Origin of the sequence: Sporosarcina sp. SG10008, assembly GCF_044569405.1 — a bacterium.
Lineage (GTDB): Bacteria > Bacillota > Bacilli > Bacillales_A > Planococcaceae > Sporosarcina > Sporosarcina psychrophila.
Genome location: NZ_CP172607.1, coordinates 3,079,322 through 3,097,683, shown reverse-complemented (window position 1 = coordinate 3,097,683; position 18,362 = coordinate 3,079,322). Strand labels below are relative to the sequence as shown.

The 18,362-nt window shown below is 39.4% G+C and carries 11 protein-coding genes; 10 read left to right on the top strand and 1 reads right to left on the bottom strand.

Going from position 1 to position 18,362, the window contains the following annotated elements:
* The first annotated feature begins 4 nt into the window (after positions 1–4).
* Positions 5–1,531 carry a class I adenylate-forming enzyme family protein gene (locus tag ACGLYD_RS14770; RefSeq protein ID WP_399628785.1) on the top strand — a complete coding sequence of 509 codons (1,527 nt, stop codon included), beginning with the start codon at positions 5–7 and terminating at the stop codon, positions 1,529–1,531.
* A complete protein-coding gene (locus ACGLYD_RS14765) occupies positions 1,503–3,173 on the top strand; it encodes an acyl-CoA dehydrogenase family protein (RefSeq protein ID WP_399628783.1) in 1,671 nt (556 codons plus the stop codon). The genes ACGLYD_RS14770 and ACGLYD_RS14765 overlap by 29 nt, the downstream gene beginning before the upstream one ends.
* Positions 3,174–3,726: 553 nt before the next feature.
* On the opposite strand, the gene pulA is transcribed toward ACGLYD_RS14765, so the two are convergent.
* Positions 3,727–5,850 carry a type I pullulanase gene (gene pulA / locus ACGLYD_RS14760; RefSeq protein WP_399628781.1) on the bottom strand — a complete coding sequence of 708 codons (2,124 nt, stop codon included), beginning with the start codon at positions 5,848–5,850 and terminating at the stop codon, positions 3,727–3,729.
* A 546-nt stretch (positions 5,851–6,396) separates the two neighbouring features.
* Here pulA and glgB point away from each other — a divergent pair.
* The 8 genes from glgB to ACGLYD_RS14720 all read left to right on the top strand — a co-directional run bounded on the left by glgB (position 6,397) and on the right by ACGLYD_RS14720 (position 18,355).
* Positions 6,397–8,316 (top strand): 1,4-alpha-glucan branching protein GlgB, encoded by a 1,920-nt coding sequence (gene glgB, locus ACGLYD_RS14755; protein ID WP_340740615.1) that lies wholly within the window; start codon positions 6,397–6,399, stop codon positions 8,314–8,316.
* Positions 8,316–9,467, top strand: a complete 1,152-nt coding sequence (locus tag ACGLYD_RS14750; RefSeq protein WP_399628777.1) for a glucose-1-phosphate adenylyltransferase — start codon at positions 8,316–8,318, stop codon at positions 9,465–9,467. Before glgB ends, ACGLYD_RS14750 begins: the two co-directional genes overlap by 1 nt.
* Positions 9,468–9,704: 237 nt before the next feature.
* Positions 9,705–10,811, top strand: a complete 1,107-nt coding sequence (gene glgD / locus ACGLYD_RS14745) for a glucose-1-phosphate adenylyltransferase subunit GlgD (protein WP_342538933.1) — start codon at positions 9,705–9,707, stop codon at positions 10,809–10,811.
* Positions 10,812–10,847: 36 nt separating this feature from the next.
* A complete protein-coding gene (locus ACGLYD_RS14740; RefSeq protein WP_399628774.1) occupies positions 10,848–12,272 on the top strand; it encodes a glycogen synthase in 1,425 nt (474 codons plus the stop codon).
* 11 nt (positions 12,273–12,283) lie between these two features.
* Complete coding sequence (locus tag ACGLYD_RS14735) at positions 12,284–14,716, top strand: glycogen/starch/alpha-glucan phosphorylase (protein WP_067212224.1); 2,433 nt, start codon at positions 12,284–12,286, stop codon at positions 14,714–14,716.
* Positions 14,717–15,567: 851 nt separating this feature from the next.
* Positions 15,568–16,557 (top strand): ABC transporter ATP-binding protein, encoded by a 990-nt coding sequence (locus tag ACGLYD_RS14730; RefSeq protein ID WP_338655409.1) that lies wholly within the window; start codon positions 15,568–15,570, stop codon positions 16,555–16,557.
* A complete protein-coding gene (locus ACGLYD_RS14725; RefSeq protein ID WP_338655410.1) occupies positions 16,554–17,552 on the top strand; it encodes a dipeptide ABC transporter ATP-binding protein in 999 nt (332 codons plus the stop codon). The genes ACGLYD_RS14730 and ACGLYD_RS14725 overlap by 4 nt, the downstream gene beginning before the upstream one ends.
* The gene (locus ACGLYD_RS14720) at positions 17,549–18,355 is read left to right on the top strand and encodes an IclR family transcriptional regulator (protein ID WP_338655411.1); all 807 of its coding nucleotides are present in this window, start codon (positions 17,549–17,551) and stop codon (positions 18,353–18,355) included. The genes ACGLYD_RS14725 and ACGLYD_RS14720 overlap by 4 nt, the downstream gene beginning before the upstream one ends.
* Positions 18,356–18,362 lie beyond the last annotated feature (7 nt).

Here is an 18,362-nt window from a genome sequence, read left to right as displayed (position 1 = left end):
GGAAATGAACAGTTCACAATTGTTGGAACGTAATGCAAGGAAATATCCTAAGACTGAAGCGGTTATTGGAATGGGGAAACGCTATACGTATAAGGAACTTGATCAGCTTGTGAATCGTTTTGCGCACGGCCTCAAGCTTCTTGGAATTGGGCGAGGAGATAAAGCTGTTCTATATATGCCAAACGTTCCGGAATTTGTTATCGCCTATTTTGCAGTTCAGCGGCTTGGGGCAATCATTGTCCCGATAAATGCCAAGATGACGCTGTCAGAAGTCGAATATGTACTTGAGAATTCTGATGCAAAAGCCTTCATCGCACATGACTTGCTGTTTGAATCAGTGAAAAACCTGGATAGCAATTTAGTGTTAATCAAAACAGGAGCTCCCCTAGACGATAAGTGGATCAGTTTTGAAACAGTATTCAATGACAATGATTCCTCAATCGAGTGCAATTTACCAGATTCCAGTGAATCGACCATTTTATATACTTCCGGCACAACAGGTAAACCGAAAGGCGTGTTATTCAGTTATAAAAACATCCTAACAGTTGCGCAAATGATTTGTGTTGAGATGGAAATTAAACCGGAGAGCCGCTTGCTCATCATGATGCCGCTTAGTCATTCTGCACCGCTCCATCTGTTTTTCATGGCGGGGTTAATAGTTGGTGCGACTAGCGTATTAACGCCAACATTCACACCTGATCTTTTAATTGATACTATTGAACAAGAAAAAACAACACACTTCTTCGGGGCACCCGTCGTTTATTTATTGACAGCGAAGAATCCGAAGATGGAAACAGCTGATTTGTCTTCAATGAAATGGTGGATTTACGGCAGCGCGCCTTTATCGCAACCGGAAGTTGAATTTGTGCAGAAAAAGTTCAAATCGGATAACTTCATCTGTGTCTATGGACTGACAGAAGCGGGTCCAAACGGCACGTTATTGAGCGCAAGTGAACATAAAACGAAAGCAGGCAGTATTGGAAAACGGGCGGCGCTTCACGCAGAGTTTAGGATTGTTAATCCGAACGGGGAAGACGTGCAACAAGGCGAAGTAGGGGAAATTCTTTTACGTGGGGAAGGCAATATGCTTGGCTACTATAACAATATAGAAGCAACGGCTGAAACATTCATAGGGGACTGGTTGAAAACAGGTGACTTGGCGAAAATAGATGAAGACGGTTACATTTGGGTTGTCGACCGGAAAAAAGATCTGATCATTTCCGGTGGAGTCAATATTTACCCGAAAGAAGTTGAAGAAGTACTAATTACACATTCGGCAATTAATGAAGTGGCAGTAGTTGGCGTGCCGCATCCGGAATGGGGCGAAACGGTTAAGGCTTATTTTGCGGCAAGTGAAGTGCTTAATCTAGAAGAGGTTAAACAATTTGCGCAAGAACAGCTTGCGCAGTATAAAGTACCGCGTTTGTATGAACAAGTTGAGGCTCTACCGCGTAATGCATCCGGCAAGATATTAAAACAACCATTGAGAGAAGGCGAAGTAAATGGTCTTACAGCAAAGGTCGGAAATTGAAACACCATTGAATTTCTTTGAGCACGATGAGACATTACAAACACTATTAAAAGAATCCTTGTCTCCTAAATTTTACGATTATGCCCATTCAGAATTAACGAAATTTGGTTCACTAGTTGCCAATGAAATCGATGAACGTGCCAAACATACTGACCGTGAAGGGCAACCCCGTCTTGAAATCTATGACAAGTACGGAGATGATCGTTCACATGTCTGGGTCAATGAAGGCTATAAAAAGACAGTGGAAGAAACGTATCGGACAGGGATTGTGGGCTATGTTCATAAAGATATCCCGGAACTCGGCCATAAAGGAAACTACCTCTACAGTTTTGCGCAAGGCTACTTATTATCACAAGCAGAACCGGGATTCCATTGTCCTGTGACGTTGACGCAAGCCACAGCTTATTTGCTAGATCATTATGCTAATGAAGAAGTGAAGGAGAAGTTCCTGTCGCATGTTTGTGCAACGGGTGATACGGAGTTATTTGAAGGTGCGACATTTTTAACGGAGCGACAAGGAGGTTCAGACGTAGGTGCTAATGTCGTGAAGGCAGTGGAAGACGGTGAAAACTATCGTTTATCCGGAGAGAAGTATTTTGCATCCAATGCTGGAATGGCAGGCGTCGCTATGGTTCTTGCTAGAATGGAAGGTTCAGCAGAAGGCTCGCGCGGACTAAGTTTATTTGCGGTGCCTTGGAGAAAAGACGACGGTTCACTAAATGGTATTAAGATTCGGAGATTGAAAGATAAGCTTGGCGTGCGGGCAGTACCATCGGGTGAAGTGGAGTTTGATGGTGCTCTAGCTTATGTCGTGGGTGATCCGAAAAAGGGCTTCTATTATATGATGGAAGCGTTAAATTTATCACGAATTTGTAATGCCGTCGCGTCACTTGGCATCATGCGCCGTGCGTTCAACGAGGCCTTGATGTATGCAGAAAGACGCAATGCATTTGGCAAAAAGTTGACTGACTTTCCGATGATTCAGGAAAGTTTAGCGACCATGAAATCGAAGCTCGAAGTCGAACTGGCAACAACATTCGATCTGGTTAAGCTCTTTGATAAAGTAACTTCTGGGAATGCATCCGACGAAGAAACTGCATTGAACCGCCTGAAGATTGCGCTCGTTAAAAAAGAAACCGCAGAACAGGCAATCCATTTCGCTCATGAAGCAATTGAAATGCATGGTGGAAATGGCTATATCGAAGACTTCGTCACACCGCGGTTACTTCGCGATGCACAAGTATTAACGGTTTGGGAGGGGACCGCGAATATTTTAGGATTGGAGCTCCTCAGGCTCGTCAATAAATTCAGTGCACACTTGCTATTTATCGACGAAATGACAGAGAGACTAGATTCTGTTCCCGAAAGTTCATGGAAACTACGGATATCCAATGCAGTGGAGACACTAGCAAAAGACCTCACGATATTTGCAAGTTTGAACCCTGACAATCAAACAATCGAAGCAAAGGGATTAATGCGTACTATGGCTTTACTCTATGAAGGGGTCGTTGCGCTTGAATGGGCGGAACAACATGGAGGTCGACATGAAAAGTTGATGGAGATTTTCATCGAAACGAATTGGCCTGAACGAACGATTGGGGAGGTGAAGAGGAGTGTGAAATATTTTAGTGATGTACTGTAACACGTGTTGATTAACCAAAAACAACCCGTAAATAACATGATCACCTACTTGTCGCTACATATTTGTTTCGGTAATCGTATGGTGGTCCTTCATCCGTCGCTCTCCAAAGGCATAGGTACACGAAGTGCTAAGGGTTTTGGGAACTAAAGAATAGCTAGCTTCTTACCTGGATAAAAGCCGCCAAAGATGCAATTTTGGCGGCTGTAAATTTCTATAAGGCATCACATGATTAGATGCATACTCTTTGCTAAAAGTAAGAAAGGAACGCATTGTAAAACGTGCAAGAGTGCCCGAAATTGCATCTTCGGGCACTTACTATCTGTATAGAATGTCATCTACTCATTACTTCCAAAGCAACCGCATTTTTCACTCAAACAGTGCAGCTACGCGACAGGCAACTATTCGTAACAGTATTACTGAAAAGAGTATGGCTAGAAGTGACAAAGTAACTTCTAGCCATACGGGGTCCCCTCAGAAAATCTGTCATGAATAGTTCGCCGAAAGCGGGACGGAAATGATCAAGTGAAAACGGAGTTTACCTATCCCTTTTTGTTTATTCGATCTCCCGTGATTTCTTTAAGACAACTAACTCGTATGCATCAACAGAAGTAAATTCACCTTTTACTTCCTGTTGCGCTGTGTTCTTATTAAAATTATTATTCGCCATCACTCTCCATATTGCCGATGAAGGTAAGCGCAACTCATAGGATTTTTTTGTTGGATTAATATAGATTGCAAAATCTTCGTTATCTCCAAGTAATGTGAAGCCAAAAACAGGAGCGGGCGTGTCTAATATATATAATCTTCTCCTAATATCTTGGTTAGAAGTAAGGCGAAATACATCATATTTTTTTCGAAGCGCAATCAGCGTTTTAATAAATTCAACATAGTCATTTTCTACTTCTCTTTTCCGCCAATCTAATTGATTGATCCAATCACTGGAAATATAGCTATTCTCATCGCCCTGTTTAGTTCTAAACCACTCTTGACCGGCATGGATAAACGGAATCCCTTGGCTTAATAACGTGATTCCGGAAGCAAGTTGGTGCATTTTCTTACGCGTCAAATCGCTGTCTTGATCATTGCTAAGTAGAAGCCGATCCCATAGTGTGTGGTTATCGTGACATTCGACGTAGTTAATTGTTTGGTTCACCTCGGACACAAATGGTGCACCAAATTCTTCTAAAGTGGTTCCAGATACGAGGTGGGGCAGCCTTTCGATGAAACGACCTTGACCATTTACATAACCAGTATCGTGTTTGTTAAATAACTGACCTTTGAGTGAATCGCGGAAGTAGTCATTGAAAAATTTGATATCTGTTAATTGATTGGAGTGCATGGAAGTAGCTTTTTTTTCGGAAGCTAATGCTGTTGGAAGATCCCAACCTTCTCCTAAAAGCATAATTGGCACTGATTCTTCTTTACAGCGCTCATGAATTTGGTTCATTGTCTCGATATCGATGGCCCCCATTAAATCGAACCGGAATCCATCTACATGATAGTCATTCAGCCAAAAATCAATTGTATCTAAAATGAATTTCCGGGCCATTGCTCGCTCTGTTGCAAAATCATTACCTACCCCAGTTCCGTTGCTAAGGCTTCCATCACTGTGATAACGGAAGTAATAGCCTGGAACAAGTTTTTCAAATGGTGATTCTTCCATGATAAAAACATGATTATAAACGACATCAAGGATGACCGCGATTTCTTCCTGATGAAACGCTTGAATCATCTTTTTACATTCAATGATTCTTGCCACGGGGTCATTAGGTGTTACGGAATAACTGCCTTCTGGTACTTGAAAGTATAATGGATCGTACCCCCAATTATAGCCATCGTTCGGACTAGTCTCATCTATGCGTGCAAAATCATTAATTGGTAAAAGTTGAACATGCGTGCAACCTAATTCTTTCATATAAGTGAGCGCTGTTGAAAAACCATTTTTTGTCGTTGTAGCTGTTTCTGTCAAACCTAAATATTTACCTCGATTAACGACACCGCTTTCTTCTTGATTGGTCGCGTCTCTTACATGTAATTCATAGATAATTGCATCTTGTAAATTCTGAAGTTTTGGCCTGTTTCGTTTGTTAAAGTTAGGTGGGTCAGTTCTAGCAGGGTCTATAATCACGCTTTTTTCACTGTTAGCAAGCATAGCTTTTGCATAGGGGTCATTCAAACGTGTCGTTTGTCCATTGACAATAACCTTATAATCATAAGAAAAACCATGCCAATCACCATCCATTTTTAGTTGCCATAGACCACTTTTTTGTCGATTTAATAAAAAATCACGATTATCTAAATTTAACTTTACAGAAGTAGCCGTCGGGGCCCAAATAGAGAATGTGGTTGCGGAGTGTTCATAGTCAGTCCCTAATTTAGTAGTCAAATCAGCATAGTGCTGATCAAACCAATCCGTTCGGACGATTGCTCTAGGGTAAACAGGGACCTTCGCTGTGCCCCATAAGAGCACAAGACTTTCTCCGATTGGCAGTTCTTCTAAAAGAATAATCCTTACGGTGGAATCGGCGTTTACTTTTTCAACCTTTGTCGAAAAATACTTCTCTTTTGCTGCCCAATAAATGACGGGAGGTTCTTCCGTGTGCAGCAATATAGATATATCGTTCACGATAACGGTTAACACGTGAACATCATCGATCCAAGCTACATGAGTTTCCACAAAAGCAACCCCTTTTCTTGTTTGAATCTAACATACAAGACGTATGGACGCCGAGTTCTCTATTGCCAATACCTAAAACCTACCTCCGCTTTTGCCATTCATACTTGCTTATTCCTAGTATATGTTCTACCCCTATTTTAAGAAACTTACTTGAATTTTAACCAGGAATTAATATATTTCCCTAAAAAATAGTTGTCACATTATTCTAAAACTAAGTAATGGAATTGATTTCTATATGGATGTGGAGTCAGAGTTAAGTCATTCATTCGACATTAATTTACATTAAATTTACCAATAAAAGAAATTTGTAGAACGATTTAACATTCATTTACATAATAATCTGCTAACATAGAATTTGGTATAACCCTTAGCAATAAGGTTTCTACGTAGCGTTTGTAGCTGCTTTAGATTGTGAAAGTTGATTCTTTTTATATCGAGCTATTACAAAGAAGTGAATAATAAAAGATCCACGACAAAGAAGAACTAGTCATATTCGTATACCATCCTGAATATAATCTTAATTGGCTCAAGAAAGGAGTCAGCACGATGTATTACAATATTTCAGAACAAGAACTATTTTTATTTCACCAAGGTACTAATTATCATAGTCACCAATTATTAGGTTGCCATACGATTGAATGGGAAGGTACTCAAGGCTATCGATTTGTAGTGTGGGCACCTAACGCTAAAGAAATTCATGTAGTCGGTGATTTTAATCAATGGAAAGGCAATTTACACCCATTAAAGAGAGTCACGAACGAAGGGTTATGGATTGGTTTTTATACGGATATTCCCGAAAACATCCCTTATAAATATGAAATTGAATCGGACAATGGTCAAGTGCTACTGAAAGCAGATCCATATGCTCTTCAATCTGAGCTTCGACCTAAAACGGCATCTTTAACCCCGATTCTATCCGGATATGAGTGGAGTGATGATGATTGGCAAGAAGAAAAGAAAACGTTTGATGTTTATTCATCACCCGTATCGATTTATGAAGTTCATCTAGGCTCTTGGAAAACAAATGTAGACGGTGAATTTTATTCATATCGCGAACTTGCTGATCAATTGGTTCCTTATGTAAAATCGCTAGGTTATACACATATTGAATTACTCCCACTTGCGGAGCATCCATTTGATCTGTCGTGGGGTTATCAAATAACTGGTTATTTTTCTGTCACGTCTCGTTATGGTCCACGTGATGAATTTAAATACTTTGTTGATCAGTGCCATCAACAGAACATCGGTGTAATTATGGACTGGGTTCCTGGTCACTTTTGTAAGGATGATTTTGCACTTCGTCAATTTGATGGGGAGGCATTATATGAATATGCCGATCCTCGTAAAGCTGAAAAAAAGTTGTGGGGAACATTAACCTTCGACTTTGGACGACCTGAAGTACAAAGCTTTTTAATCTCTAATGCACTTTTTTGGTTGGAAGAATATCATATCGATGGAATTCGTGTAGATGCAGTAGCTAGCATGCTCTATCTTAACTTTGATAAATCGGAAGACAAGGATAAAATCTACAATTCATACGGTGGAGATGAAAATCTTGAAGCATATGCCTTTATCCGCAAATTAAATGAAGTTATTTTTTCATATGAGCCTGGGGCAATGATGATGGCTGAAGACAGTTCAGATTTACCACTTGTTACGGCACCTACACATGTAGGAGGGCTTGGTTTTAATTTCAAATGGAATATGGGCTGGATGAACGACACGCTTACCTATATGGAAGCAGATCCAGTTTACCGAAAATGGCATCACAATCTACTAACTTTCCCATTTATGTATACACATACAGAAAACTTTCTACTACCGCTGTCACACGATGAAGTCGTTCATGGTAAAAAATCATTGCTCGATAAAATGCCTGGTGACCAGTGGCGGCAGTTTGCAAACCTGAGATTGCTTTATGGCTATATGATGGCGCACCCTGGTAAAAAGTTATTATTTATGGGAGGTGAGCTAGCACAGTATGCTGAATGGAAGGATCAAGAACAATTGGATTGGCAACTTTTAGATTATCCACTTCATAAAGCGATTTTTAACTATGTTAAAGCGCTCAATCATTTCTACTTGGAATATCCTGAACTTTATGAATTAGACCATAATACTGAAGGGTTTGAGTGGATTGATCCTCATAATATCGATCAAAGTGTGATTGCTTTTCGTAGACGTAGTACAAGCCCAGGGGAAGAACTAATCGTTGTCTGCAATTTCACACCGGAAGTCCTTTTTGACTATAAAATTGGTGTGCCAACTCCTGGAACTTATCAAGAAATTTTTAATTCAGATGCTAGTCAATTCGGGGGATCTGGACAGGTAAACGATGCTGACCATTTTAGTATTCCGCAAGAATGGCACAGATTATTACAGCATATAAAAATAAAGGTACCACCTTTAGCTATCACAATTTTTAAGTGCAAAAAAGTACCTGAATTTATTGAGGAGGCTAATTAATGAAAAATTGTGTAGGCATGTTGTTGGCTGGTGGAGAAGGGAAACGTTTAGGCAAATTAACGAACAACTTAGCGAAACCAGCAGTGCACTTCGGAGGTAAGTATCGAATTATTGACTTCACGTTAAGTAATTGTGCCAACTCAGGACTTCAGACATTGGGCGTGATGACTCAATATTCACCACTTGAATTAAATAAACATATTGGAAATGGAAAACCGTGGAACTTGAATCGGCAAAACACTGGTGTGACGATACTTTCCCCTTATACAGCGAAAGACGGAGGAGACTGGTATTCTGGTACGGCTGATGCAATCTATCAAAACATTCATTTTATCGACCGGCATGACCCAGAATATGTCCTTGTCATTTCGGGTGATCATATTTATCAAATGGATTACGCAGCAATGTTGGAAGAACATAAACAAACGGGCGCTGATGTCACCATTTCCGCAATTCCAGTGGTTTGGGAAGAAGCATCGCGGTTTGGAATTTTGAATACAACTGATGATATGCGCATCTACGAATTTGATGAAAAACCGCAAAATCCAAAAAGTAATTTAGCGTCTATGGGCGTTTATATATTTTCATGGGCAACACTAAGATCCTATTTGTTGGAGGATGCTGAAAATGGTCAATCCAGTCATGATTTCGGAAAGGATATTATTCCATCGATGGTTAATAATAATCTTCGTTTGTATGCATATCGTTTCGAAGGTTATTGGAAGGATGTCGGTACAATCGAAAGTTATTGGGAAGCCAATATGGACCTGCTGGATAAAGATTGGAGTCTCTTGTTAAATAATGAAAACTGGAGAATATACACCAACGAAACGAACATTCCCCCAGAGTATATCGGGGAAACTGCAGTTGTGAAGCAGTCATTGATCAATTCTGGGTGTTGGGTGTGTGGAACAGTTGATAGTTCTGTATTGTTTGAGAATGTAGTGATTCACCCTGATAGCATGGTTAAACAATCCATCTTGTATCCAGGCGTAGAAGTAGGGAAGAACTCGATTCTAGAACGAGTAATTGTAATGGAAAATACAAAGATTCCTGAAGGCACACATATTAGCATTGGACTTACTGAAGAGCCGCTCGTGATCAATCAAGATACATTGAGTGGGATTTTAGCGTTAAGTTATATCGGATAAGCAATAGAAGTATGATGGCTTGTTGGACTCTCTGTTGAAGTAATGTTGTGTATATTAGAACCATATATTCGGCACTACTTATTTGAAGTTAACTAGGTGGTATACCTCGCCAGTATAACGCGTAAATCTAGCGAAGGAGCGACAAGCGTGAGGCCATCACCAAGCGACAAAGCGATGTTGGAAGGACAATCTATTTGTTAAGTACCGACTATCTATACAATTTAAGGGGGAAAATAGATGAACACAATGATGGGCCTTATTAATCTGGAACACGAGCATCATTACTTTCATGAATTAACTTATTTTCGTAGTGGTGCCACAATTCCTTTTGCGGGTCGTTATCGTTTGATTGATTTTCCGCTTTCGAATATGGGGAATTCTAATGTAGAGTCAGTAGCGATTTTTACCCGCAATAAATATAGATCCTTAATGGATCATCTTCAAACAGGTGGTAGCTGGGAGATGGATGAGCGCAATGGTGGCTTGTTTATTCTTCCACCGGATTGGAACGATCCATCTGATATTTCAAAAGGCGATTTGAGTTTTTTTCATAATAACCGTGATTATTTTGCTCGTGGAAAATCTTCCTATGTACTGATTAGCGGAAGTCAATTTATATCAAATACGGATTATCAAGATGCATTTAAAAGTCATCTTGCTAATAAAGCAGATGTCACGCTGATTACTACTCATGTTGAGACGTTAAATACTGAACATGATTCTGCTTTTCGAATTGAAGCAGACGAAGATGGCTGGGTCACTACTATCACGAATGATAAGCAAGAAAACGACCTTTTCACGGGTGTTTATATAATCAATAAAGACTTATTAATGACGTTAGTTGATCAATGTATTGCACACCACCAAGATCATTTTTTTGTCCATGGCATTAAAGAGAATCTTGCTACGTTAAAGGTTCAAACGTATAAAAACAATGGCTACGGTGTGTTTATCAATTCGATCGAGAGTTATTATCGGCATAATATGAATCTATTATCAGAGGAGAATTATAAAGCATTATTTTATAAACTACCATTTATTCGGACGAAGGTTGGGAATCAGCCACCTACGAAATATCGTAATGAAGCGAGTGTCAAAAAATCAATTCTGGCAAATGGTTGCATTATTGCTGGCGAGGTAGAGGGCAGTGTATTGTTTCGAGGTGTAACCGTAGAAGAAGGTGCAACGGTAAAAAACTCGATTATCATGCAGCGTTGTAAAATTGAAGCAGGTGTCCATTTGGAGAATGTGATATTAGATAAAGACGTTCATGTGACCGCAAATCAACAATTAATCGGATCAAAGGATAAACCCTATGTCGTTGCAAAAAGACAAGTCATGTAAAAAAAGAAATCGTTGGTTGGAAAGGGAAGATTTCATATGAGAAATGTATTATTTGTAGCTTCGGAATGCACACCTTTTATTAAAACCGGTGGATTAGCAGATGTGATCGGGTCACTTCCACAAGCATTGAAAGAGAATGAAGGAGTCGAGGTGCGAGTGATTCTTCCACTTTATGATGAAATACCGCTAGAATGGCGAGATAAAATGGAGTATGTCATGAGCTTTAATGTACCGCTTGGCTGGCGTAATTCGGAAGCAAGTATGTATTCATTAGAACATAACAATATCATTTATTACTTCGTTTCAAATGAGTATTATTTCACCCGTAAAGGGGTATACGGGTATTACGATGACGGTGAACGATTTTTGTTTTTTAGTCGTGCTGTTATTGAAGCATTAGCCCATCTAGATTTTAAACCGGACGTACTCCATGCACATGATTGGCAAGCGGGTATGGCTGTTGCTCTTGCTAAAATTATTCAGCCAATATTCGATATGAAAACGGTCATGACAATTCATAATATTAAGTACCAAGGGCTGATGCCAATCGACATATTTGAGGATTTCTTTGATATGTCACGGGAGCATATCGGTGGTTTTGAATGGAATGGAATGCTGAACTGTTTGAAAAGCGGCTTGTTTCATGCAGATAAAATCACAACCGTTAGTCCGAGTTATGGAGAAGAAATAAAAGATCCTTACTATGGGGAAGAACTTCACCCATTTCTTTTGGAACGGTCCGCTGATTTAATCGGTGTGCTTAATGGTATTGATACTAAAGATTATAATCCTCAAACGGATCCGGCAATTGCAGTTAACTACCGTTCTTCAAGAGCTAAAAAGAAGGAGAATAAACTTATACTTCAAGAAAAACTAGGATTGCCAATCATAGCTGAAAAGCCGCTCTACATTATTATTACTCGGCTTGTTGAACAAAAAGGCTTGCATCTTGTTCAACATATTTTAGATGATTTTCTCCACGAAGATGTTCAATTCATAGTCTTAGGAACCGGGGATGAAGAATTTGAAACGTATTTTGCGGAAGCCGCTGAGAGTCATCCCAATAAACTTGTGACCTTGTTGGCTTTTGATGAAGGAGTAGCGCGACAATTATATGCAAGTGCCGATTTCTTTGTCATGCCTTCAAAGTTTGAACCTTGTGGATTAGCCCAACTCATTGCCTTACAATACAAAACGGTACCAATTGTGCGGGAGACAGGGGGATTGAGGGATACAGTTCTACCGTTTAACGAACTAACTGGTGAAGGAAATGGATTTAGTTTTACAAATTACAATGCTGATGATTTATTGGCTACCTTACGCTATTCTTTAAGAATTTATCATGATCCTATTCAGTGGCCGGTAGTGGTGAAAAATGTGAATAAAAGTCAGTTCAGTTGGAAGAGTTCAGCTCGAGATTATGCAACCATTTATGACCAGTTAACGACAATAAGTGTATAGGGGGCAGAATCTTGCTTGAACTAACTGTGGATGAGTTTAAAGAGCGGATCATAAGCAAATTACAAACAAACAAAAGTAAAGAAGTAGCAGGTGCGACCAATAAAGAAATTTATTATGTGATTGCTTCAATTGTCAATGAGGAGATCCTACCGCATTGGCAATCGACTAAAAAAAGATATAACGAGAAAAGCTGTAAACAAGTTTATTATTTATCGATGGAGTTTTTAGTGGGCAGTTTAATTGAAAGTAACCTGCTTAATTGTGGAATGCTTGAACAATCGAATGAGGCGCTGAAGCAGTTAGGGTTCGACCCTGATAACATCTATGCCCAAGAGCATGATGCTGGTTTAGGGAATGGCGGGTTAGGCCGATTAGCGGCTTGCTTTCTCGATTCATTAGCCTCACTTAAATATCCTGGACATGGTTTTGGAATACGTTATCGTTACGGGTTATTCGAACAGCGAATTATCCATGGTAACCAGGTTGAGCTTCCGGATTATTGGTTAAAGGATCAGTACGCTTGGGAAACACGAAAAGAAGACGAAGTTATTTGCATTCATTATCACGGAAACGTACATATGTTTCAGCGGAATGATGGAAATATTGAATTTAAACATGAAAATACAGATAAGGTAATGGCGATACCTTATGATATTCCTATTGTTGGCTATAAAAATGAAGTGATCAATACACTTCGTCTTTGGAGTGCAGAATCAGTTGGTAGAGATCGGGACGGCTCATCAGAAGAAGGAATGCATTATTACCATGATCTTGATCATAAGCATTCGATTGAACAAATTTCAGGATATTTATACCCTGACGATTCGAAGTATGAAGGAAAAGAGTTGCGCTTAAAGCAACAGTATTTCCTTGTTTCTTCCAGTATACAAAATATCATTAAGGACTTTAAAAAGAACCATCAAAAATCGTTGAAGTATTTACCTGAAAAAGTGGTTATTCAAGTGAACGATACGCACCCAACTTTAGCAATCCCTGAACTAATGAGAATACTTATGGATGAAGAGCACTTCAGTTGGGACAGTGCTTGGGAAGTAACGACGAAAGTAATTGCCTACACGAATCATACAACATTGAGTGAAGCGCTTGAAACCTGGCCTAAAGGCATGATGGAGCATCTACTTCCGCGTATTTATATGATTATTGATGAAATCAATGAGCGTTTTTGCAAAGGACTCTGGTTTGATCATCAGGAGCTTAGAGAGAAAATTCCGGAGCTAGCCATTATCGCTGATGAGCAAATCCACATGGCACGGCTCGCAATTGTTGGGAGCTTCAGTGTGAATGGTGTCGCGCAAATTCATACGGATATTTTAAAGGAAAAGGAAATGAAGAATTTTTATGAACTATTCCCGGATCGTTTTAACAATAAGACGAACGGAATCACCCATCGCCGTTGGCTGTTGCAAGCAAATCCTAAATTATCGGGACTTATAACAGAGTCAATTGGTCCACAGTGGATACAACGCCCCAAACAGCTTATTAGCTTATTAAAATATTCGAAGGATGCTTCATTTTTAGAGAAATTTCATCAAGTGAAGCATGAAAATAAGCAAATATTAGCGAACCTCATTCATGAGCGCACGGGTATTTTAGTGGATGATCAATCAATTTTTGATGTACAAATTAAACGGCTTCATGAATATAAACGTCAGTTACTTAATATTTTCCACATTATTTATTTATACAATGAATTAAAAGAAAATCCAAATCTAGATATGATTCCTCGCACATTTATTTTCGGAGCAAAGGCCGCACCTAGTTACCATTTAGCGAAAGAAGTAATCAAGCTTATTAATAAGGTCGCCTCGATTGTGAACCACGATGCGGCTATTCAGGGTAAACTAAAAGTTGTTTTTTTAGAAAACTATAATGTTAGCCTTGCTGAAAAAATTATACCAGCAGCCGATGTTAGTGAACAGATATCAACTGCGAGTAAGGAAGCATCAGGTACGGGCAACATGAAAATGATGATGAACGGCGCTTTAACAATTGGTACACTAGATGGTGCAAATGTTGAAATTAAAGAGGCTGTTGGCAATGAAAATATTTTCATTTTCGGTTTAAAAGCGGATGAAGTATTGAATTACCATCAACATGGCGGTTATAATGCTACGGATATTTACAATACGGATGACAGGATTAGCCGGATTTTAGATCAATTAAATCAGGGTGAATTTGGATCGCATGAAATTGAGTTCAAAGACATTTATTACAATATTCTATCCCAAAATGATCCTTATTTTGTCTTAAAAGATTTTGAACCTTATCTTGAAACTCATGAACTAGTGGAGCAAACGTACCGTGATAAATTATCCTGGCTCCATAAGAGTGTAACGAATGTCGCTCACTCAGGAAAATTTTCCAGCGACCGAACAATCCAAGATTATGCGACAGAGATCTGGAAGTTGAAAAAACAGGTTTGAATCAAATGGAAAGAAACCTTATCAAACACTAGGCGTTCAGTGTACAGTTGCTTTTAGATCACTTTGGATTGAACGACTCTTATCCGATTACCGAGATATTTTGATCTATGGGGATGCGACGCAGTCGCATCCCCATAGATCTTGTTTTTCGATAATCGCATGGTGGTCGTTCATCCGTCGTTCTCCAAAGGTATAAGTACACGAAGTTCTAAAGCTTTTTGGGATGAAAGAATAGTTAGCTTCTTAGTTGGATAAAGGCAGTCAAAAATACAATTTTGGCTGCTTACTCCTTCTCTATGGTTTTTCTTTTTTATTTTAAGGAAATGTTAATTTCTACAGGATATCACGTAATAACAAGTGTGATTTTGCTGAAAGATAAGTAAGGAACGCATTGTAGAAAATGCAAAAGTGCCCGAAATTGTATCTTCGGGCACTTATAACTTCTGTGAAAAGTAATCGATTCTTAATTTTTAAACAACTGCAGTTTTCACTTAAACGTTGTAGATACGCGACAGGCAACCCTCCTCTTCTCCTCAGTAAAACTGTCGTGATTAATTTAGCCGAAAGCGAGCAGAAAACGTACTAGTCCAAATGAAGAATTTTGCGCCTACCTTACAAGTAACTTATGCAATAAAAGTGGTTAATCAACAGATGTGAAAAAAGCTGACTCACAAGAGTTCAGCTTTTTTTATTGTGTGAAGAGGTAACCGACCGTATACAATCGTATCCAGAAAATGTGAATAAATAAATATTGAAAGACTATTGCGAAGTGGCGGAATTATAGTTACAATGTTAAGAATCAGATAAATGAAACTGCGTTTCAAATAATGAAACCATTGAGGGGTGTATTAATGGTTCGAACATTAATGGAAGTAGATAAATTACAAGTTGGTATTCAAGATGATGGAATAAAGACTGCGATTGTCAATGGAATTAGTTTTCAATTGAATGAAGGTGAGACGCTTGGAATCGTAGGTGAATCAGGTTGTGGAAAAAGTATGACAGCGCTTTCACTTATGGGATTGCTGCCACCGGGAGTTGAATGGCAAAGTGGGGATATCCATTTGAATGATCTTCATTTTAAAGACTTCAGTAAAAAGGACTGGCGTAAAGTTAGAGGGAAGAAAGTATCGATGATTTTCCAAGAACCGATGAGTTCCTTGAATCCGGTCTATACAGTCGGAAAGCAAATAATAGAAATGATTTTAAATCACGAAAATATCGATAAAAAGCAAGCGAGAGCCCGTGCGCTTGAAATGTTGCAATTAGTGGGAATACCGAGACCTGAACAAGTGCTGGATGAATATCCACACCAGTTGTCAGGTGGGATGCGTCAGCGTGTAATGATTGCGATTGCCATGTCTTGTAATCCGGAAATTTTAATTGCGGATGAACCTACGACCGCATTGGACGTTACGATTCAAGCACAGATTTTGGAACTGATGAAAAAACTGCAGCAACAGTTGAATATGTCAATTGTGCTAATTACACATGACTTGGGCGTTGTTGCTGAAATGTGTGACCGTGTCATCGTTATGTATGCGGGAGAAATTATAGAAGAGGCAAAAATTGTCGATTTATTTGATCAGCCGAAGCATCCCTATACGAAAGGGTTGCTTGCATCATTGCCTGATATTAATGAACAACAAGAATATCTATCTTCTATTCCAGGAATGGTGCCTGCACCAGGTAGTATGCCGAGTGGGTGTCGTTTTGCACCACGCTGCTCAATGGTCCATGAAAGATGTACACAAAGCCCACCGCTAATTGAAACTGAAAATAAAAACAAAGTGAGATGCTGGTTATATGATGAAGCAAAACTGGAGGTGATGACCAAATGATTGAACGGGAAGAACTACTCCGAGTTGAAAACTTGAAGAAATACTTCCCCATTAAAGGGGGAGTATTTGGCAACACGACGACACAACATGTAAAAGCGGTAGATGGAATTACATTCAACGTGAAGAAGGGTGAAACATTCGGAATTGTTGGTGAGTCGGGTTGTGGTAAAAGTACAGCTGGCCGAACAATCATGCGAATGATGGAACCGACAGAAGGGAAAATTTTTTTCCAAGGACAAGATATTACGAATATTAATAAAGATGAAATGCGAAAGTTGCGGAAAGATATCCAAATTGTTTTTCAAGATCCGTATGCATCATTAAATCCAAGAATGCGTGTCTATAAGATTATTGAAGAACCGTTAATCAATTTTGGTATAACGGATAAAGCAGAAAGGCATAGACGCGTGCTTGAAGTTGCTGACCAAGTCGGGTTATCACAGGCACAATTGAAAAGATTACCGCATGAATTTTCGGGTGGTCAGCGTCAACGAATTGGAATTGCACGTGCTTTAATTTCAAAACCAAAACTCATTATAGCGGATGAACCGGTTTCCGCATTGGACGTTTCTATCCAGTCACAAGTATTGAATCTTATGAAAGACTTACAAAAAGAATTTGGCTTGACTTATATTTTCATATCCCATGATTTAAGCGTCATTAAGCATTTTTGTGATCGTATTGGTGTTATGTATTTAGGTAAGATGGTGGAAGTTTCAGAGAAGAATAAGTTATACGACGATCCACTGCATCCTTATTCAAAAGCTTTGTTATCAGCGCTTCCTAGTCCGCACCCACTTCAGAAAAAAGAACGAATTATTTTAAGGGGGGATGTTCCGAGTCCAGCGAGTCCACCGAATGGCTGCACATTCCATCCAAGATGTTTTTCTTGTATGGAGGTCTGTAAAACGGTGAAGCCGGAACTTCAACTTATGGATGAAAATCATTCAGTTTCTTGTCATTTATACAAGACTGCCGAGGTAGAGCATGTATGAGTAAAACGATGGAAAAAGGGTTGCAATTGCTTGATTTATTTACAGAAGATCATCCCTACTGGCGGTTAGATGAAATTTCAGCTTATACAGAAATTCCGAAACCAACAGCACTAAGACTTTTGAGGACATTGGTAGAGGCAGGTTTCTTACAGCGGACACCTGTTGAAAGGAACGGCGCCATAATAGATGGTGACAGCTATTCGCTTGGTTTGAAGTTACTACAGCTAGGCGAACGTGTGGCAAGCGGTTTGGAAATAAGAAATATTGCACTTCCTTTTATGCGGCAATTGCAAATGCAGTTCAATGAGGCTGTTCAACTGATTACACGGGAAAATAATAATGGCGTTTACATTGAAAAAGTGGAAAGCACTCGGCCAGTTAGATTGTACACGCGTGTCGGCAGACATGCCCCGCTTTATGCAGGAGCATGCACGAGGACATTACTATCATTTTTGCCAGATGAAGAAATAGACGCGATATTATCAATGCCTCTTACGAATTATGCCAGCCAGACTCCAAAGTCGGCAGAAGAAGTATGGTCCTTGATTAAGCAAGTTAGAAGTGAAGGATACGCTTATAGTCTGTCGGAGCTTGAAGAAGGAACTGTTTCGATTGCAGTTCCAATATTTAATCGTCATGGCGAGGTAGAATACTCAATCAGTATTGCAGGGTTTCCTGTATCCCTGCCTAAAGAGAACGCGAATCACTTCTTACAATCTCTTTGGGATGCAGCGGCAAATATATCGGAGAAAATAGGCTATACCGATCTGTATCCGTATAGAAATGCACTTAAAAAATCATAGTATGGGG

Excerpts from the sequence above, each read along its gene's own strand:
- ACGLYD_RS14725 (WP_338655410.1), top strand. The coding sequence starts at position 16,554 with ATGATTGAACGGGAAGAACTACTCCGAGTTGAAAACTTGAAGAAATAC.
- ACGLYD_RS14750 (WP_399628777.1), top strand. The coding sequence starts at position 8,316 with ATGAAAAATTGTGTAGGCATGTTGTTGGCTGGTGGAGAAGGGAAACGT.
- ACGLYD_RS14740 (WP_399628774.1), top strand. The coding sequence starts at position 10,848 with ATGAGAAATGTATTATTTGTAGCTTCGGAATGCACACCTTTTATTAAA.
- glgB (WP_340740615.1), top strand. The coding sequence starts at position 6,397 with ATGTATTACAATATTTCAGAACAAGAACTATTTTTATTTCACCAAGGT.
- glgD (WP_342538933.1), top strand. The coding sequence starts at position 9,705 with ATGAACACAATGATGGGCCTTATTAATCTGGAACACGAGCATCATTAC.
- ACGLYD_RS14770 (WP_399628785.1), top strand. The coding sequence starts at position 5 with ATGAACAGTTCACAATTGTTGGAACGTAATGCAAGGAAATATCCTAAG.
- ACGLYD_RS14720 (WP_338655411.1), top strand. The coding sequence starts at position 17,549 with ATGAGTAAAACGATGGAAAAAGGGTTGCAATTGCTTGATTTATTTACA.
- ACGLYD_RS14765 (WP_399628783.1), top strand. The coding sequence starts at position 1,503 with ATGGTCTTACAGCAAAGGTCGGAAATTGAAACACCATTGAATTTCTTT.
- ACGLYD_RS14730 (WP_338655409.1), top strand. The coding sequence starts at position 15,568 with ATGGTTCGAACATTAATGGAAGTAGATAAATTACAAGTTGGTATTCAA.